Consider the following 13059-nt stretch of genomic DNA (forward strand, 5'->3'; position numbering starts at 1 on the left):
TGCGCGCGACTCTGCGAAGCAAGTAGCCCGGATGGAGCGAAGCGCAATCCGGGGCCGGCGTCCCGCATTCCGCTGCGCTCCATGCGGGCTACGGCACCATCATTTACAGCGACGGTGCGAGTGACGTTTTCAGCAAGGTCAGCAGCGCCTGCACCGCGGCCGCATTGCGCCGGCGTTCCGGGATTCGCGGCTTTCACCCACAATTCCGGAATCGGAAAGTCGCGCAGCACCGGCTTCAGCGTGCCGTCGCGCAGCGCATCCGCGACGAGATAATGCGAGATCAGCGCGATGCCGTTGCCGGCGATCGCGCTGCGCGCCAGCACATGCCCCTCGTTGGAGGACAGCAGTGGGCTGACCTGGATGGTGATGCGGCCGCGCGGCCCGTCAAAGACCCATTCGGGGCCAGTTGGCATGAAGCTGAGGCAGCGATGCTCGACGAGGTCGCGCGGATGCTTTGGCGTGCCGTGCTTCTTCAAATAAGCCGGCGAGGCGCAAAGCAGTCGCTTCAACGGCACCAGCGGCTCATCGACCACGCCGCCGAAGGAATGCGGGAAGGCGCCGATAGCGATGTCAAACCCTTCGGTGACCGGATCGACCGGGCGGTCGAGCAGCACGATCTCGAGCTTCAGCCGCGGGTTTTGTGTCTGGAAGGCGCTGAAGGCATCGGCAAGCCGCGCCACCGTCATCGAGGTCGGGGCCTTGATGCGGAGATGATCGACGAGATCGTGGCCCTTCTCGCCCATGCGCGACAGCAGGTCGGTCGCATCAGTCACCACGCCGCGGGCGCGATGCACGTAGCGCTGGCCGGCCTCGGTCAGCCGCAACTGCCGGGTCGAGCGGTGAAACAGCGGTGTGCCGATCCGCGCCTCGAGCTGCGTGACGCGCTTTGCCACCACTGAGGTCGAGACGTTGAGTTTTCGCGCAGCGGCGGAAAATCCAGCCGTATCAGCGGTGGCGAGGAAGGCCTGAAGGTTCACCAGGATGTCCATGTCGACCTTTCGCGATTCGAGAAAGCTGATCGCATATTTTGGTAGATTGTAGCCCTCCACGCGTTAATTCATAGTCCGCCCCAAGCAAGGGATTTTTGGGAAGGACGCGCCATGCGGGCCATGACGATCAATGAACCGGCACGACAGGTGCCGCTCTACGGCGAATATGAAGTCGTCGTGCTCGGCGGCGGCCCGGCCGGCATCGTCGCTGCGGCCTCAGCCGCGCGCGCCGGGCGCAAGACGCTGCTGATCGAGCGCTACGGCTTCCTTGGTGGCATGGGCACCGCGGCCGGCGTCACCAATTTCTGCGGCCTGCATGGCAACGTCTACGGCGAGGCCATCAGGCTGGTGCAGGGCATGGCGTCCGATCTGCTGGCGCGGATCGATCATCTGAACGGCCTCAACGCGCCGCATCTGATCCTCGGCAAGGTCTTCGCGCAGGCCTATGACACCGCGGCCTACAAGATCGCGGCCGATCAACTGCTGGCGAGCCACAAGGTGCACATTCTCTTCCATGCCCTCGGCGCCGGCGTCGTGATGGGCGATGACAACCGCATCGACGCGCTGATGGTCGAGACCAAGGCCGGCCGGCAGGCGGTGCGCGCAGAGATCTTCATCGATTGTTCCGGCGACGGCGATCTCGCGGTCTGGGCCGGCGCGCCGTTCGAGATCGGCGACGAGCATGGTCATCCCTTGTATCCGTCGATGATGCTCCGTCTCAACGGCATCGATCCCGTGAGGGCGGGCGATGCCTGGCGGACCATCCCGCAATTGATGGAAGCGGCGACCGCGGCCGGCACCCACAAATTCCCGCGCAAGAGCGCGATCGTGCGGCCGCAGAAATCCGGCATCGAATGGCGGGTGAACTTCACGCAGGTGGCGCGCGAGGACGGCCACGCCATCAACGGTGTTGAGCCCGATGATCTCACCCGCGGCGAGATCGAGGGCCGCAGGCAGGCGCTTGCCGCCTTCGAATTCCTGCGGACGGTGCCGGGCTTTGAAAAATCCTACATCGTCGATCTGCCACCGCAGCTCGGCATCCGCGAGACCCGCCGCATCAAGGGCGGCTACCAGCTCAGCGGCGAGGATGTGCTTGGCTGCGCCTCGTTCGAGGATTCCATCGGCGTCAATGGCTGGCCGATCGAGGCGCATGTTCCAGGCGATGTGGTCTTCACTTTCCCGCCGATCCCGGAATCGCGCGGCTACAACGAATTGCCGTATCGCATGCTGGTGCCGGAGGGCGTAGACAACCTTCTCGTCGCCGGCCGCTGCGCCTCCATGACCCATGAGGGCCAGTCGGCGGCGCGGGTGTCGGGGGCCTGCTTCGTGATGGGGGAGGCGGCCGGTTCCGCGGCTGCGCTGGCGCTGTCCGGAAATCGGATCCCGCGTGACATACCGGTTGAAAAATTGCAGGAAACATTGAAACAACAGGGCGCCTTCATCGGACGGGACGAGCCCGTGCCAAAGGGCCTGTAACGGACTGCAAAAAGAGAATTATTGGAGGAAGCGGGATGATCGGGATTGCGCGGGTCGCGGCACTCAGCCTTTTGGCTATGATGGCGATGGCGATGGCGATGGCGATGGCGACGGCGACGGCCAGGGCCGAGGATGCGCTGAAGGCCAAGGTCGGCGTGCTCCGCCTGTCGTCCTCCGCGCCCGTCTTCATCGCGCAGGACAAGGGCTATTTCCGCGACGCCGGCCTCGACATCGAGTTGAAGTTCTTCGATGCGGCGCAGCCGATCGCGGTCGCCACCACCTCGGGCGACGTCGATTTCGGCGTCACCGCTTTCACCGCGGGCCTCTACAATCTCGCCGGCAAGGGCGTGCTGAAGGTGATCGGCGGCATGAGCCGCGAGAAACCAGGCTATCCCCTGATCGGTTATTTCGCCAGCAACAACGCCTACGCCGCCGGCCTGAAGACGCCGAAGGACCTTGCGGGCAAGCGCATCGCGATGACGCAGGTCGGCTCATCCTTCCATTATTCGCTCGGCCTGCTCGCCGACAAATACGGCTTCAGGCTGTCCGACGTGAAGATCGTGCCGCTGCAATCGCTGTCGAACGCAGCCGCGGCGCTGAAGGGCGAGACCGTCGATGCGGCGCTATTGCCGATCTCGACGGCGCGAAAATTGATGGACGATGGCGGCGCGAAATTCCTGGGCTGGGTCGGGGACGAAACGCCCTGGCAGCTCGGCGCGGTGTTCGCCTCGCCGAAGACGCTGGCCAACAAGGTGCTGGTGACGAAATTCCTTGCCGTCCTCGCCAGGGCCGATCGCGAATATCACGACGTGATTCTGGCGTCGATGAAGGACGGCGTCGCGCCGATCAACCAGCAGACAAAACCGCTGCTGGAGATCATCGCCAAATACACCAACCTGCCGGTCGAGCAGGTGGTCGGCAACTGCGCCTATATCGACCCCGACGGCAAGCTCGACGTCAAGAATGTCGACAACCAGATCAAATGGCTCCAGGAGCAGGGCTTTGCCGACAAGGGCTATGATGCCGATGCGATCATCGCCAAGGACTATGTGAAGGCGGACTAGCCCTTCGTCATTCCGGGGCTCCCGAAGCGAGAACCCGGAATCTCGGACCATCCCGGAACGACGGAGTAGGGAGTAGACGAGCAAGATAACATGGACCTGATCGCCAACCACATCTCGCACCACTTCGGCGATCTCGCCGTGCTCGACGATGTCTCCTTCACGGTGAGCGCCGGCGAGGTGGTGGCGATCGTGGGTCCGTCCGGTTGCGGCAAGAGCACGCTGCTGTCGATACTTGGCGGGCTGTTGCTGCCGACTTCAGGCTCGCCCGAGTTGCGCGGCGCACCGCCGGCGGACAGTCTCAATCCGCTCACCTTCGTGTTCCAGGACTTTGCTCTGCTGCCCTGGGCCACGGTGGAGGAGAACGTCGAATTCCCGTTGCTGCACACCCAGCTTTCGGCCACGCAGCGGCGCGCGCTGGTCGAGGATGCCTTGCGTCGCACGGGGCTGACCGATTTTCGCAAAACCTATCCAAAGCAGCTGTCCGGCGGCATGCGCCAGCGCGTCGGCATTTCGCGCGCGCTCGCAGTCAAGCCCGCGATTCTGTTGATGGACGAGCCGCTGTCGGCGCTGGACTCGCAGACGCGCGAGCTCTTGATGGAAGATTTCGTCCGCCTGCTCGCCGATGGCGGCATGGGTGCGGTCTATGTCACGCATAATCTCGAAGAGGCCGCGCGCCTTGCCGATCGCATTGTGGTGCTGTCGCGGCGGCCCGGCCGTATTCGCGAGGTCGTGGCGGTGCCGATGACCCGCACTGAGCGCGGCGACATCGCTGCACGTGAACAGCTGCTCGCGCTGCAGAACCAGATCTGGTCGCTGATCCGCAACGAGGCGATCGATGCCGAACGCGAGGTCCAGCATGCTTGATCGCGCGACCGAGACGTCGGCCGACGAAACCACGCGGCGCGTGCGCTTCCGCGGCGCGGGCTTCGTGCCTGCGTCGAGCCGTTTCGGCGGCTGGATCGCGCTCGCCCTCGTGATCGCGATCTGGCAGGCGGCTGGCAGTGCCAGGCTCGTCAATCCGTTGTTCCTGCCGGCGCCCTCGGCGATCGTGCGGGCGATCTACGAGCTCGCGATGTCGGGCGCGCTCTGGCAGCATCTCTCGGCCTCGCTGCTGCGCATCGGCGTCGGCTGGCTGCTGGGAACGGCGGCTGGCGTCGTGGTCGGCTTTGCCATCGGCCTGTCGCGCCTCGCGCGCAGCGTCGGCATCACCTTCATCTCGGCGCTGTTCCCGATTCCCAAGATCGCGCTGCTGCCTCTCCTGATCCTCTGGCTCGGCATCGGCGAAGAGCCGAAGATCGCGACGATTGCGCTCGGGGTGTTCTTCTCGACCGCGATCTCGGTCTATAGCGGTGTCGACGCGGTGCCGCGCAATCTCATTCGCATGGCGCAAAGCTTCAACGTGCCCTTTGCCACCATCGTGCGCAAGGTGGTGTGGCCCGGCGCCCTGCCCGCGATCCTCGCCGGCTTCCGCATCACGGCGTCGGTGGCGCTGCTGCTCGTCGTCAGCGCCGAGATGATCGGCGCGCAATTCGGCATCGGCGCGTTCGTGCTCCAGGCCGGCAATCTGATGCAGACGGATCAACTGCTCGCGGGCGTGGTGATCCTGTCGGTGTTTGGCCTCGCAGTCGGCAAGGTGATCGGCTGGCTGGAAGTGCGGCTGTTGCACTGGCGGTAGCCAAAATTTCCGCTGCCGTAGGGTGGGCAAAGCGTAAGCGTGCCCACCATTCTTTTCAGGAGTCGCGAAGACGTGGGCACGGCGCAAGTGCGCCTTTGCCCACCCTACGAGACCGTCACGCCTCACGCGTTGCCGCGATCCTCGCGAAACAGATCCAGCTTCTGCTGCACCGGCCGGTCCGAGAAACTGAACAGCACCGCGTCCTCATCCGCCTCGTGCGTCACCCATTGCCAACTCGGCACCACGAACAGATCGCGCGGGCCCCATTCGAACACGGCATCGCCGATGCGGCTGCGACCCTTGCCCTCGATCGGGCAGAACACCGTCGCATCGGTCGCGCGGTAGCGCGCAGTCTCGAAACCCTTCGGCAGCAGCTGGATGAAGGTCCCGATGGTCGGCATCGCGAAATCGCCGGTCTCGGGGTTGCTGAATTTCAGCTTCAGCCCGTGACAGGCATCCCACTCCTGGCTGGTCCGCGCCTTCTCCAGCGCTTCGCGGGTGTAGACATAGGGATAACTGAAGATCGGCGAGGTCTTCGAGGACCGCTTCACGTCGACAGGCAAGAGATTGTGGCCATAGCGGGCAAAGCTGTCGCCGGCCGGCTTGGTGATCTTCTGCTGGTCTTCCTTGGCGCCTTCCGCAAAGGAGCAGTCGAAGAACTGCACCAGCGGGATGTCGAGGCCGTCGAGCCAGAACATCGGATCAGTGGTCTCGTTGGAATGATCGTGCCAGGTCATCGATGGCGTGATGATGAAGTCGCCGGGCTCCATCGCGGTGCGCTCGCCATCGACGGCGGTGTGGGCGCCCTTGCCTTCGAGCACGAAGCGCAGCGCCGATTGGCTGTGCCGATGTGCGGGCGCGACGTCGCCGGGCACCACCATCTGCACGCCGGCATAGAGCGAAGTCGTGATCTTGGACTGGCCGCGCAGGCCCGGGTTCTCCAGCACCAGCACGCGCCGCTCGGCTTCCTTGGCCGTGATCAGCCGGCCTGCCTCCGTCATGTAGTCGCGGATGACGTCGAACTTCCATAAGTGCGGCCGGCAGGCGCTCTTCGGCTCCGGCGTGATCAGATCGCTCATCACCGTCCACAGTGCGGTGAGATTCTCGCCGTCGATCTTCCTGTAGAACGCCTCGCGTTCCGGCGTCTTGGTCACGGCTTCCATGGTTGCTGCTCCCGACGTTTTTGATTGACAGTATACTGACGATCTAGGTAGCGTCAACTTGACGAAGGACATACAAGGTCGTCATTCCGGGACGATGCGATAGCATCGAACTATGGTGCGCACTTGCGCACCTGAGAATCTCGAGGTTCCGGGTTCTCGCTTCGCGAGCCCCGGAACGACAAAAAGGGGAGGGCTTCCGATGAAGCTGCACGGCTATTTCCGCTCCAGCGCCGCCTATCGCGTCAGGATCGCGTTGAATCTCAAGGGTCTCGGCGCCGAGCATCTGCCGCATCACTTACGCAAGGGCGAGCAACGCGCGCCCGCCTATCTCGCCATCAATCCGCAAGGCCTGGTGCCGGCGCTGGAAAGCGACACGGGAGCGGTACTGACCCAATCCGTCGCGATCATCGAGTGGCTCGATGAGACACACCCGAATCCGCCGCTCCTGCCAAGGGACCCCTTGCAGCGGGCCAAGGTGCGGGCCTTCGCGCTGGCGATCGCCTGCGACACCCATCCGGTGCAAAATTTGAAGGTGCTGGCGCGGCTGCGCGAACTTGGTTTGCCCGAGCAGAAAGTGCAGGACTGGGCCGCCTGGGTCAATCGCGAGGGGCTGTCGGCCTGCGAGACCCTGATCAAAGAAGAGCCGGGGCCATTTTGTTTTGGCGCTGCGGCGACGCTCGCTGATCTCTGCCTGGTGCCGCAGCTCGCCAATGCGCGCCGCTTCGGCGTCGATGTCGCGGCCTATCCGCGCCTGCTCATGGCCGAGGCCGCCGCCAAGGCGCTGCCGGCCTTCGCCAACGCAGCACCGGAGAAGCAGCCCGATGCCGAGTAAGCCGCTGCCTCCGATCACGATGGACGCGGTCTATGCCGCGCCGGGCTATCTGTTCCGGCGCATGCAGCAGATCGCGGTCTCGATCTTCATGGAGGAGTGCAAGGCTTTCGATCTCACGCCGGTGCAATATGCAGCGCTGATCGCGATCCACACCCATCCCGGCATCGACGCGACGCGGCTGTCGGCGGTGATCGCCTTCGACCGCTCCACGCTCGGCAGCGTCATCGAACGTCTTCAGGCCAAGAATTTTATCGAGCGCAAGCCGGCAGCCGAGGACAAGCGCATCAAGCTGCTCTATCTGACCAAGCCGGGCGTCGCGATCCTGCGCGAGATCGTCCCCGCAGTCGAACGCGCCCAGGCGCGCATGCTGGAGCCGCTCAAGCCGACGGAGCGCAAGGCGCTGATGGGGCTGATGTCACAGCTCGTCGAGCTCAACAACGAGGCCTCGCGCGTGCCGCTGCGGGCCGAGGACGCGCTGGAGCATTTGGGCAAGGTGGGTTGAGGGGGAGACGATACCGTCGCCTCATCCCCAGATCTTGTAGGGTGGGCAAAGGCGCCCTTGCGCCGTGCCCACCACGTCTCTCCAACAGATCGGAAGTCATGGGCACGCTTCCGCCTTCGCTCTTCGAGCTACGGCGGACAAGCCGCTTTGCCCACCCTACGATTGCTCGCGCCTCATGCCGTCGCCTCGCCCGCTGCGTCTCCGCCGTTCTTCTCGGCCTCGTAGCGTGCCATGAAGGCCGGCGACATCGCGCGCAGCCGGGAATCGTCGATGCGGCCGGAGCGGGTGATGTAGCTATAGGCGAAGTCCATCAGGCCAAGCTGCATGTGCTGGGCGAAATGCTCGTACCAGAACGCGCTGGTGCGTGCGGCATTGACCAGTTTTTGCACCACCGGCTTGCGCGCGGCCTGGTAGCGATGCAGCGCCGTCGACAGATGGGCATCCGATTCCAGCGCCTTGACCAGCGCGATCGCGTCCTCGATCGCAAGCCTCGTGCCTGAGCCGATGGAGAAGTGCGCCGAGTGCAGCGCGTCCCCAAGCAGCACCATGTTCTTGAATGACCAGTGCTCGTTCCAGACCCAGGGGAAATTGCGCCAGACCGATTTGTTGGAGACCAGGCAGTGGCCGCCGAGCGTGTCGGCGAACACCTCCTCGCACACGCCCTTGGATTGCTCGGCGTCCTTGTAGGCGAAGCCATAGGCCTGCCAGGTGGCGTGGTCGCATTCGACCAGGAAGGTGCTCATGGTCGGTGAATAGCGATAGTGATGGGCGTTGAAGGCGCCGCGGTCGGTCTTCACGAAGGTCTGCGACAGCGTGTCGAAGCGCTTCGAGGTGCCGTACCAGACGAATTTGTTGGAGGAGTAGGACAGCGACGTGCCGAAATCGCCCTCATAGGCGCGGCGCACCAGCGAGTTGAGGCCATCGGCGGCGACGACCAGATCGTGGCCGTTGAACTGGTCGATCGTTTGGATCTGGGTGTCGAAGCGCGAGGTGACGCCGACGTCGAGCGCGCGTTGCTGCAGGAATTGCAGGAGCTCCAGCCGCCCGATCGAGGAGAAGCCGACGCCGTCGATGGCAACGCTGTCGCCGCTGAGATTGAGCGTGATGTTCTCCCAGCTCTCCATATGCGGCGCGATCGCATCGACCGTCTCGGGGTCGTCGGCGCGCAGGAATTCCAGCGCCTGGTCGGAGAACACGACGCCAAAGCCCCAGGTCGCATCGGCCGGGTTCTGTTCGAACAGGTCGACTTGATCCTCGGGATGACGCTTCTTCCAGAGATAGGCGAAGTAGAGCCCGCCGGGTCCCCCGCCAATCACGGCGATCCGCAAATCCTGCCTCCCTAATTGGCAGTATGCTTACTGTCTCAGGGTCAACTAATGGGCTGCGGTGTCCCACGCCAGCGGAACTCAAGGCGAGGTGCGTCGCAGCACGGCCGCAGCCACCCGCCTCGCGGGTGCCCAAAGCCGTCAGTTGCGAATCATAGCCAAACCGCGCCGGATTGACCACCCGGGCGTCAGACGCAGCGCTTCACGTAGACCCCGTTCACCAACACCCTGGTACAGCGAACCACTGGCACCGGGTGACGAACCACGACGGCGCCGTTCGGGCCGGCGCAACCGGCGCGGTAGACGCCGCGCGCGCACACCACCGCGTTGGCATCGGAGGATTCGAAGGTCATGGTCGCCGCGAAGGCGAACAATGCAGACGCAATTAGCAGAAATGCACGCATGTGGTTTCTCCCGGTCTTGTCGTGATTGAATCTGCTATCGGCAACGGATTGGTCGCAAGGAGCGCGCGAAAATTCACGCGCGCCGCCCATATCGATGACGATGCGCGCTGCGTGCCCCTCACCGCGCAGCGAATGGTGCGAGCACGTCCTTGCAGGCCGGCGACAGCGACGCCGCATTGCTGGCGATGCATTGCACGATGCGGCCGCCACCCGGCGCGACGCCGGCACAGAGCGAGCGGATGTCCGCGCCGCAAGCGGAGCGCACGATGAACAGCTCTTCGCGCGGCAGCAGCGGGCGCAGAACGATCACGGCGGGCGCGGCGGCCGGCGCTGCTGCGGCTGCGGGCGCGGCGCCAGTTGCCGGCGCGGCAGCCGCTGCGCCGCCACCGGCCGCGGCGGTCACCGCTTTCGCGCAGGCCGACGAAACCTTGGCCTTGTTCTTCTCGAGGCATTCCAGCGCGGGAGCGCCGCCCGGCGGCACGCTGGCGCAAACCTTGGGATAATCGGCGCGGCATGCGCTCTTGACCGCGGCGACCTGCGCGCTGGCCGGTTGCTTGGCCGCTTCTGCCTTCGGGGCAGTTTTGGCGGCTGGCTTCGCCGCGGGTTCGGCGCTGGGCGCCGCTTCGGTCTTTGTAGGCTCAGATTTGGCAGGCTCAGATTTGGCGGGTTCGGATTTTGCCGGCGCAGCTTCGGTTTTGGGTGCTGCCGCCGGCTCGACCGCGCGAACCGCGGTCTGGCATCCCGCTGACAGGCTCGACATGTGGCTCTGGAGGCATTGATACGCCTCGACGCCACCGGGCGTCACGCTCGCGCAATGCGCCATGAAATCCGAGCGGCATGCGGAGCGGATCGCGCTCTTCTGGGCCTCGGTCTGCGCGAACGCGCTTGTTGCAGTTGCGAAGAGTACTGCGGCGAGCAACGCGTGACGCGTTGATGCATGTCTCAACGTTTTGAACATTTGAGTGAATTCCTGCCCTGTCGGTAACGCCGATGATTTTTGAAATGCCGTACAAACGCAATCGTCGCGAGTGATGCCTCGCGAGCGGTATCTTGGCTGCTTTGGCCACTACCGCAAGTAGATAATGCCCGCGGAATTGCGACGTAACTACGTCGCTAGAGTCTGATCATGCGCTTGCCGCGGTTCTCGCCGGCCAGCAGTCCGATCAGCGCCTTCGGCGTGTTCTGCAATCCGTCGATGATGTCTTCCTGCACCTTCAGCCTGCCGGATTTCACCCAGGCCTGCAGATCAGCGAGGGCGCGCTGGCTCTCCTTCATGTAGTCCATCACGATGAAGCCCTGCATCACGAGCCGCTTCACCACGATCAGGCCGGGCACGCCGCGCGGGCCATGGGCCGAAGGCGTGCCGTCATATTGCGAGATCGCGCCGCAGCAGGCGATGCGGCCGTAATTGTTCATTTGTGGCAGGCAGGCTTCCAGAATGTCGCCCCCGACATTGTCGAAATAGACGTCGATGCCTTTGGGAGCTGCTGCGCGCAGCGCCTTGAACACCGCACCGTCCTTGTAGTCGACGGCCGCATCGAAGCCGAGCTCTGAGGTCAGCCAGTGGCACTTGTCGGCGCCGCCGGCGATGCCGACCACGCGGCATCCCTTGATCTTGGCGATCTGTCCGACGATCGATCCGACCGAGCCCGCGGCGGCCGAAACCACGACCGTCTCGCCCTCCTTGGGCTTGCCGACCTCGAGCAGGCCGAAATAGGCGGTGAGGCCGGCGATGCCGAACACGCTGAGCAGATGCGTCATCGGCTCGAGCTTCGGCATTTTCGTCAATTGCTTTGCCGGTACTGCTGCAAACTCCTGCCAGCCGGTATCGCCGAACACGATGTCGCCGGGCGCAAGCTCGGGCGCCTTCGAGCTGACCACCTCGGCAATGCCGCCGCCGGCCATCACGCTGTTGGCTTCGACCGCCGAACGGTAAGTCGCGCCGTGCATCCAGGCGCGGTTGGCGGCATCGAGCGAGATGTAGCGCACGCGCAACAGGGCTTCGCCGTCCTTCGGTTCCGGCAGTGTGCCATCGACCATCTTGAAGTGCTCGGGGCCGAGCTTTCCGCTCGGCTTCTCCACCAGAAGAATTTGGCGATTGATGCTCCCGGTCATGGCGGTCCCTCTCTGATTGTTTGATGTTTATTGCAGCACTTGCCGCAAACAAAACGTGCAAGCCGCATTCGTTGTGCGCTGCATGCAGGCTAGATCGCTACGTCCCGTTTCGCAACGGGAACATCCGGCAAGCCATCGCACGCAAAGCGTGTTGCGTCGCTGTCATATCTGCGACATCATGAAGCGGTCGGTGTCGTGGGGGTTCTTTCAATGTCGAACAGGTTTACGCAATACATCCTGGCCGCGATGGTGCTCGGCATCATCATGGGCTCGGCGATCTACAATTTCCTGCCCGACACGCGCGGCGACTGGGCCTCCTCCATCAACCTGATCGCCGTGATCTTCCTTCGCCTGATCAAGATGATCATCGCGCCGCTGGTGTTCGCGACCCTGGTCGGCGGCATCGCCCACATGGGGTCGGGCTCCAAGCTCGGGCGCATCTTCGCCAAGACCATGGGCTGGTTCATCAGCGCCTCCTTCGTCTCGCTGCTGCTCGGCCTCGTGATGGTCAATCTGCTTCAGCCCGGCGCGAACTTCCCCGGTACGCTGCCCGCGGCGGGACAATCGACCGGCCTGCCGGTCTCGGCCTTCTCGATCGAGAAATTCCTGACCCATCTGATCCCGACCTCGATCGCGGACGCGATGGCGCAGAACGAGATCCTTCAGATCGTGATCTTCGCCGTATTCTTCTCGGTGGCGATGGGCGCATTGCCCGAGCGCTCCAAGCAGCTCCTGTCGCTGATCGACGATGTCGGCCACATCATGCTGAAGGTGACCGGCTATGTGATGCTGTTTGCGCCGTTCGCGGTCTGGGCCGCCATCACTGCGACGGTCGCCAAGAACGGCCTGCTGGTGCTCTGGAAGCTCATCGTGTTCATGGGCGGCTTCTATCTGTCGCTGTTCATCCTCTGGGGCATCCTGGTGGTCGTCGGCTTCGTCGTGATCGGGCCGCGCTATAGCCATCTGCTGAAGCTGATCCGCGAGCCGCTGATGATCGCGTTCTCCACCGCGAGCTCGGAGGCGGCCTACCCGAAGACGCTCGAAGGCCTCAACCGCTTCGGCGCCTCCTCGCGCATCTCGAGCTTCGTGCTGCCGCTCGGCTATTCGTTCAATCTCGACGGCACGATGATGTATTGCACTTTCGCCAGCGTCTTCATCGCGCAGACCTACCACATCGACATGTCGCTCGGCACGCAGCTCGCGATGCTGGCGACCTTGATGATCACCTCCAAGGGCGTGGCCGGCGTGCCGCGCGCCTCGCTCGTGGTGATCGCCTCGACGCTGTCGCAGTTCGGCATTCCCGAGGCGGGGCTGTTGATGATCATGGGTATCGACACCTTCCTCGACATGGGCCGCAGCGCCACCAACGTGATCGGCAACACGCTGGCGACCTCGGTGGTGGCGAAGTGGGAAGGCGAGCTCGGGCCCGAGCATGCGATGGGGCCGGGCGATGCCGTACCTGAAGACATGGTGCCGGGTGAAGTGCCTGCGATGGCCGGTCATTGACGGGAGTG

At 64.2% G+C, this 13059-nt stretch carries 12 protein-coding genes and 1 pseudogene; 7 read left to right on the forward strand and 6 right to left on the reverse strand.

What is annotated here, in order from left to right:
* Nucleotides 1-103: 103 nt before the first annotated feature.
* A pseudogene (locus ACNJX9_RS03285) lies at nucleotides 104-989 on the reverse strand (LysR family transcriptional regulator).
* A 111-nt stretch (nucleotides 990-1100) separates the two neighbouring features.
* Between ACNJX9_RS03285 and ACNJX9_RS03290 the strand changes: the two are divergent.
* From ACNJX9_RS03290 to ACNJX9_RS03305, 4 genes are all read left to right on the forward strand, one after another.
* A complete protein-coding gene (locus ACNJX9_RS03290) occupies nucleotides 1101-2465 on the forward strand; it encodes an FAD-dependent oxidoreductase (protein ID WP_439407783.1) in 1365 nt (454 codons plus the stop codon).
* Nucleotides 2466-2500: 35 nt separating this feature from the next.
* On the forward strand, nucleotides 2501-3529 hold the full coding sequence (locus ACNJX9_RS03295) for an ABC transporter substrate-binding protein (protein WP_439407784.1): 1029 nt from the start codon (nucleotides 2501-2503) through the stop codon (nucleotides 3527-3529).
* 90 nt (nucleotides 3530-3619) lie between these two features.
* The gene (locus tag ACNJX9_RS03300; RefSeq protein ID WP_439407785.1) at nucleotides 3620-4393 is read left to right on the forward strand and encodes an ABC transporter ATP-binding protein; all 774 of its coding nucleotides are present in this window, start codon (nucleotides 3620-3622) and stop codon (nucleotides 4391-4393) included.
* The gene (locus ACNJX9_RS03305; RefSeq protein ID WP_439407786.1) at nucleotides 4386-5204 is read left to right on the forward strand and encodes an ABC transporter permease; all 819 of its coding nucleotides are present in this window, start codon (nucleotides 4386-4388) and stop codon (nucleotides 5202-5204) included. Before ACNJX9_RS03300 ends, ACNJX9_RS03305 begins: the two co-directional genes overlap by 8 nt.
* Before the next feature lie 122 nt (nucleotides 5205-5326).
* Here the strand turns inward: ACNJX9_RS03305 and gtdA are convergent, their stop codons facing one another.
* Nucleotides 5327-6367 (reverse strand): gentisate 1,2-dioxygenase, encoded by a 1041-nt coding sequence (gtdA, locus tag ACNJX9_RS03310; protein ID WP_439407787.1) that lies wholly within the window; start codon nucleotides 6365-6367, stop codon nucleotides 5327-5329.
* Nucleotides 6368-6566: 199 nt separating this feature from the next.
* On the opposite strand from gtdA, the gene maiA reads away from it, so the two are divergent.
* Together maiA and ACNJX9_RS03320 are read left to right on the forward strand one after the other, a co-directional pair.
* Entirely contained in the window at nucleotides 6567-7199 is a 633-nt protein-coding gene (gene maiA / locus ACNJX9_RS03315; RefSeq protein ID WP_057747092.1) for a maleylacetoacetate isomerase, read from the forward strand.
* The gene (locus tag ACNJX9_RS03320) at nucleotides 7189-7701 is read left to right on the forward strand and encodes a MarR family winged helix-turn-helix transcriptional regulator (RefSeq protein ID WP_057747090.1); all 513 of its coding nucleotides are present in this window, start codon (nucleotides 7189-7191) and stop codon (nucleotides 7699-7701) included. The genes maiA and ACNJX9_RS03320 overlap by 11 nt, the downstream gene beginning before the upstream one ends.
* 173 nt (nucleotides 7702-7874) lie before the next feature.
* Here ACNJX9_RS03320 and ACNJX9_RS03325 read toward each other — a convergent pair whose 3' ends face one another.
* The 4 genes from ACNJX9_RS03325 to ACNJX9_RS03340 form a co-directional block, all read right to left on the reverse strand.
* Nucleotides 7875-9029, reverse strand: coding sequence for an FAD-dependent monooxygenase (locus ACNJX9_RS03325; protein WP_057744382.1), 1155 nt, complete (start codon nucleotides 9027-9029; stop codon nucleotides 7875-7877).
* A gap of 185 nt (nucleotides 9030-9214) precedes the next feature.
* Nucleotides 9215-9430: a hypothetical protein gene (locus ACNJX9_RS03330; RefSeq protein ID WP_057744385.1), complete on the reverse strand. Its 216-nt coding sequence runs from the start codon at nucleotides 9428-9430 to the stop codon at nucleotides 9215-9217.
* 118 nt (nucleotides 9431-9548) lie between these two features.
* On the reverse strand, nucleotides 9549-10388 hold the full coding sequence (locus tag ACNJX9_RS03335; RefSeq protein WP_439407788.1) for a cysteine rich repeat-containing protein: 840 nt from the start codon (nucleotides 10386-10388) through the stop codon (nucleotides 9549-9551).
* A gap of 155 nt (nucleotides 10389-10543) precedes the next feature.
* Nucleotides 10544-11545: an NADP-dependent oxidoreductase gene (locus tag ACNJX9_RS03340; protein ID WP_057744388.1), complete on the reverse strand. Its 1002-nt coding sequence runs from the start codon at nucleotides 11543-11545 to the stop codon at nucleotides 10544-10546.
* A 210-nt stretch (nucleotides 11546-11755) separates the two neighbouring features.
* On the opposite strand from ACNJX9_RS03340, the gene ACNJX9_RS03345 reads away from it, so the two are divergent.
* Nucleotides 11756-13051, forward strand: a complete 1296-nt coding sequence (locus tag ACNJX9_RS03345; protein ID WP_057744391.1) for a dicarboxylate/amino acid:cation symporter — start codon at nucleotides 11756-11758, stop codon at nucleotides 13049-13051.
* The last annotated feature ends 8 nt before the right edge of the window (nucleotides 13052-13059 follow it).

This window comes from Bradyrhizobium sp. BLXBL-03, assembly GCF_051853015.1.
GTDB classification, from domain to species: Bacteria; Pseudomonadota; Alphaproteobacteria; order Rhizobiales; family Xanthobacteraceae; genus Bradyrhizobium; species Bradyrhizobium manausense.

What these genes read in the sequence shown, in the direction of transcription:
- ACNJX9_RS03290 (WP_439407783.1), top strand. Translation starts at nt 1,101, where the DNA reads ATGCGGGCCATGACGATCAATGAACCGGCACGACAGGTGCCGCTCTAC.
- ACNJX9_RS03295 (WP_439407784.1), top strand. Translation starts at nt 2,501, where the DNA reads ATGATCGGGATTGCGCGGGTCGCGGCACTCAGCCTTTTGGCTATGATG.
- ACNJX9_RS03300 (WP_439407785.1), top strand. Translation starts at nt 3,620, where the DNA reads ATGGACCTGATCGCCAACCACATCTCGCACCACTTCGGCGATCTCGCC.
- ACNJX9_RS03305 (WP_439407786.1), top strand. Translation starts at nt 4,386, where the DNA reads ATGCTTGATCGCGCGACCGAGACGTCGGCCGACGAAACCACGCGGCGC.
- gtdA (WP_439407787.1), bottom strand. Translation starts at nt 6,367, where the DNA reads ATGGAAGCCGTGACCAAGACGCCGGAACGCGAGGCGTTCTACAGGAAG.
- maiA (WP_057747092.1), top strand. Translation starts at nt 6,567, where the DNA reads ATGAAGCTGCACGGCTATTTCCGCTCCAGCGCCGCCTATCGCGTCAGG.
- ACNJX9_RS03320 (WP_057747090.1), top strand. Translation starts at nt 7,189, where the DNA reads ATGCCGAGTAAGCCGCTGCCTCCGATCACGATGGACGCGGTCTATGCC.
- ACNJX9_RS03330 (WP_057744385.1), bottom strand. Translation starts at nt 9,430, where the DNA reads ATGCGTGCATTTCTGCTAATTGCGTCTGCATTGTTCGCCTTCGCGGCG.
- ACNJX9_RS03335 (WP_439407788.1), bottom strand. Translation starts at nt 10,388, where the DNA reads ATGTTCAAAACGTTGAGACATGCATCAACGCGTCACGCGTTGCTCGCC.
- ACNJX9_RS03340 (WP_057744388.1), bottom strand. Translation starts at nt 11,545, where the DNA reads ATGACCGGGAGCATCAATCGCCAAATTCTTCTGGTGGAGAAGCCGAGC.
- ACNJX9_RS03345 (WP_057744391.1), top strand. Translation starts at nt 11,756, where the DNA reads ATGTCGAACAGGTTTACGCAATACATCCTGGCCGCGATGGTGCTCGGC.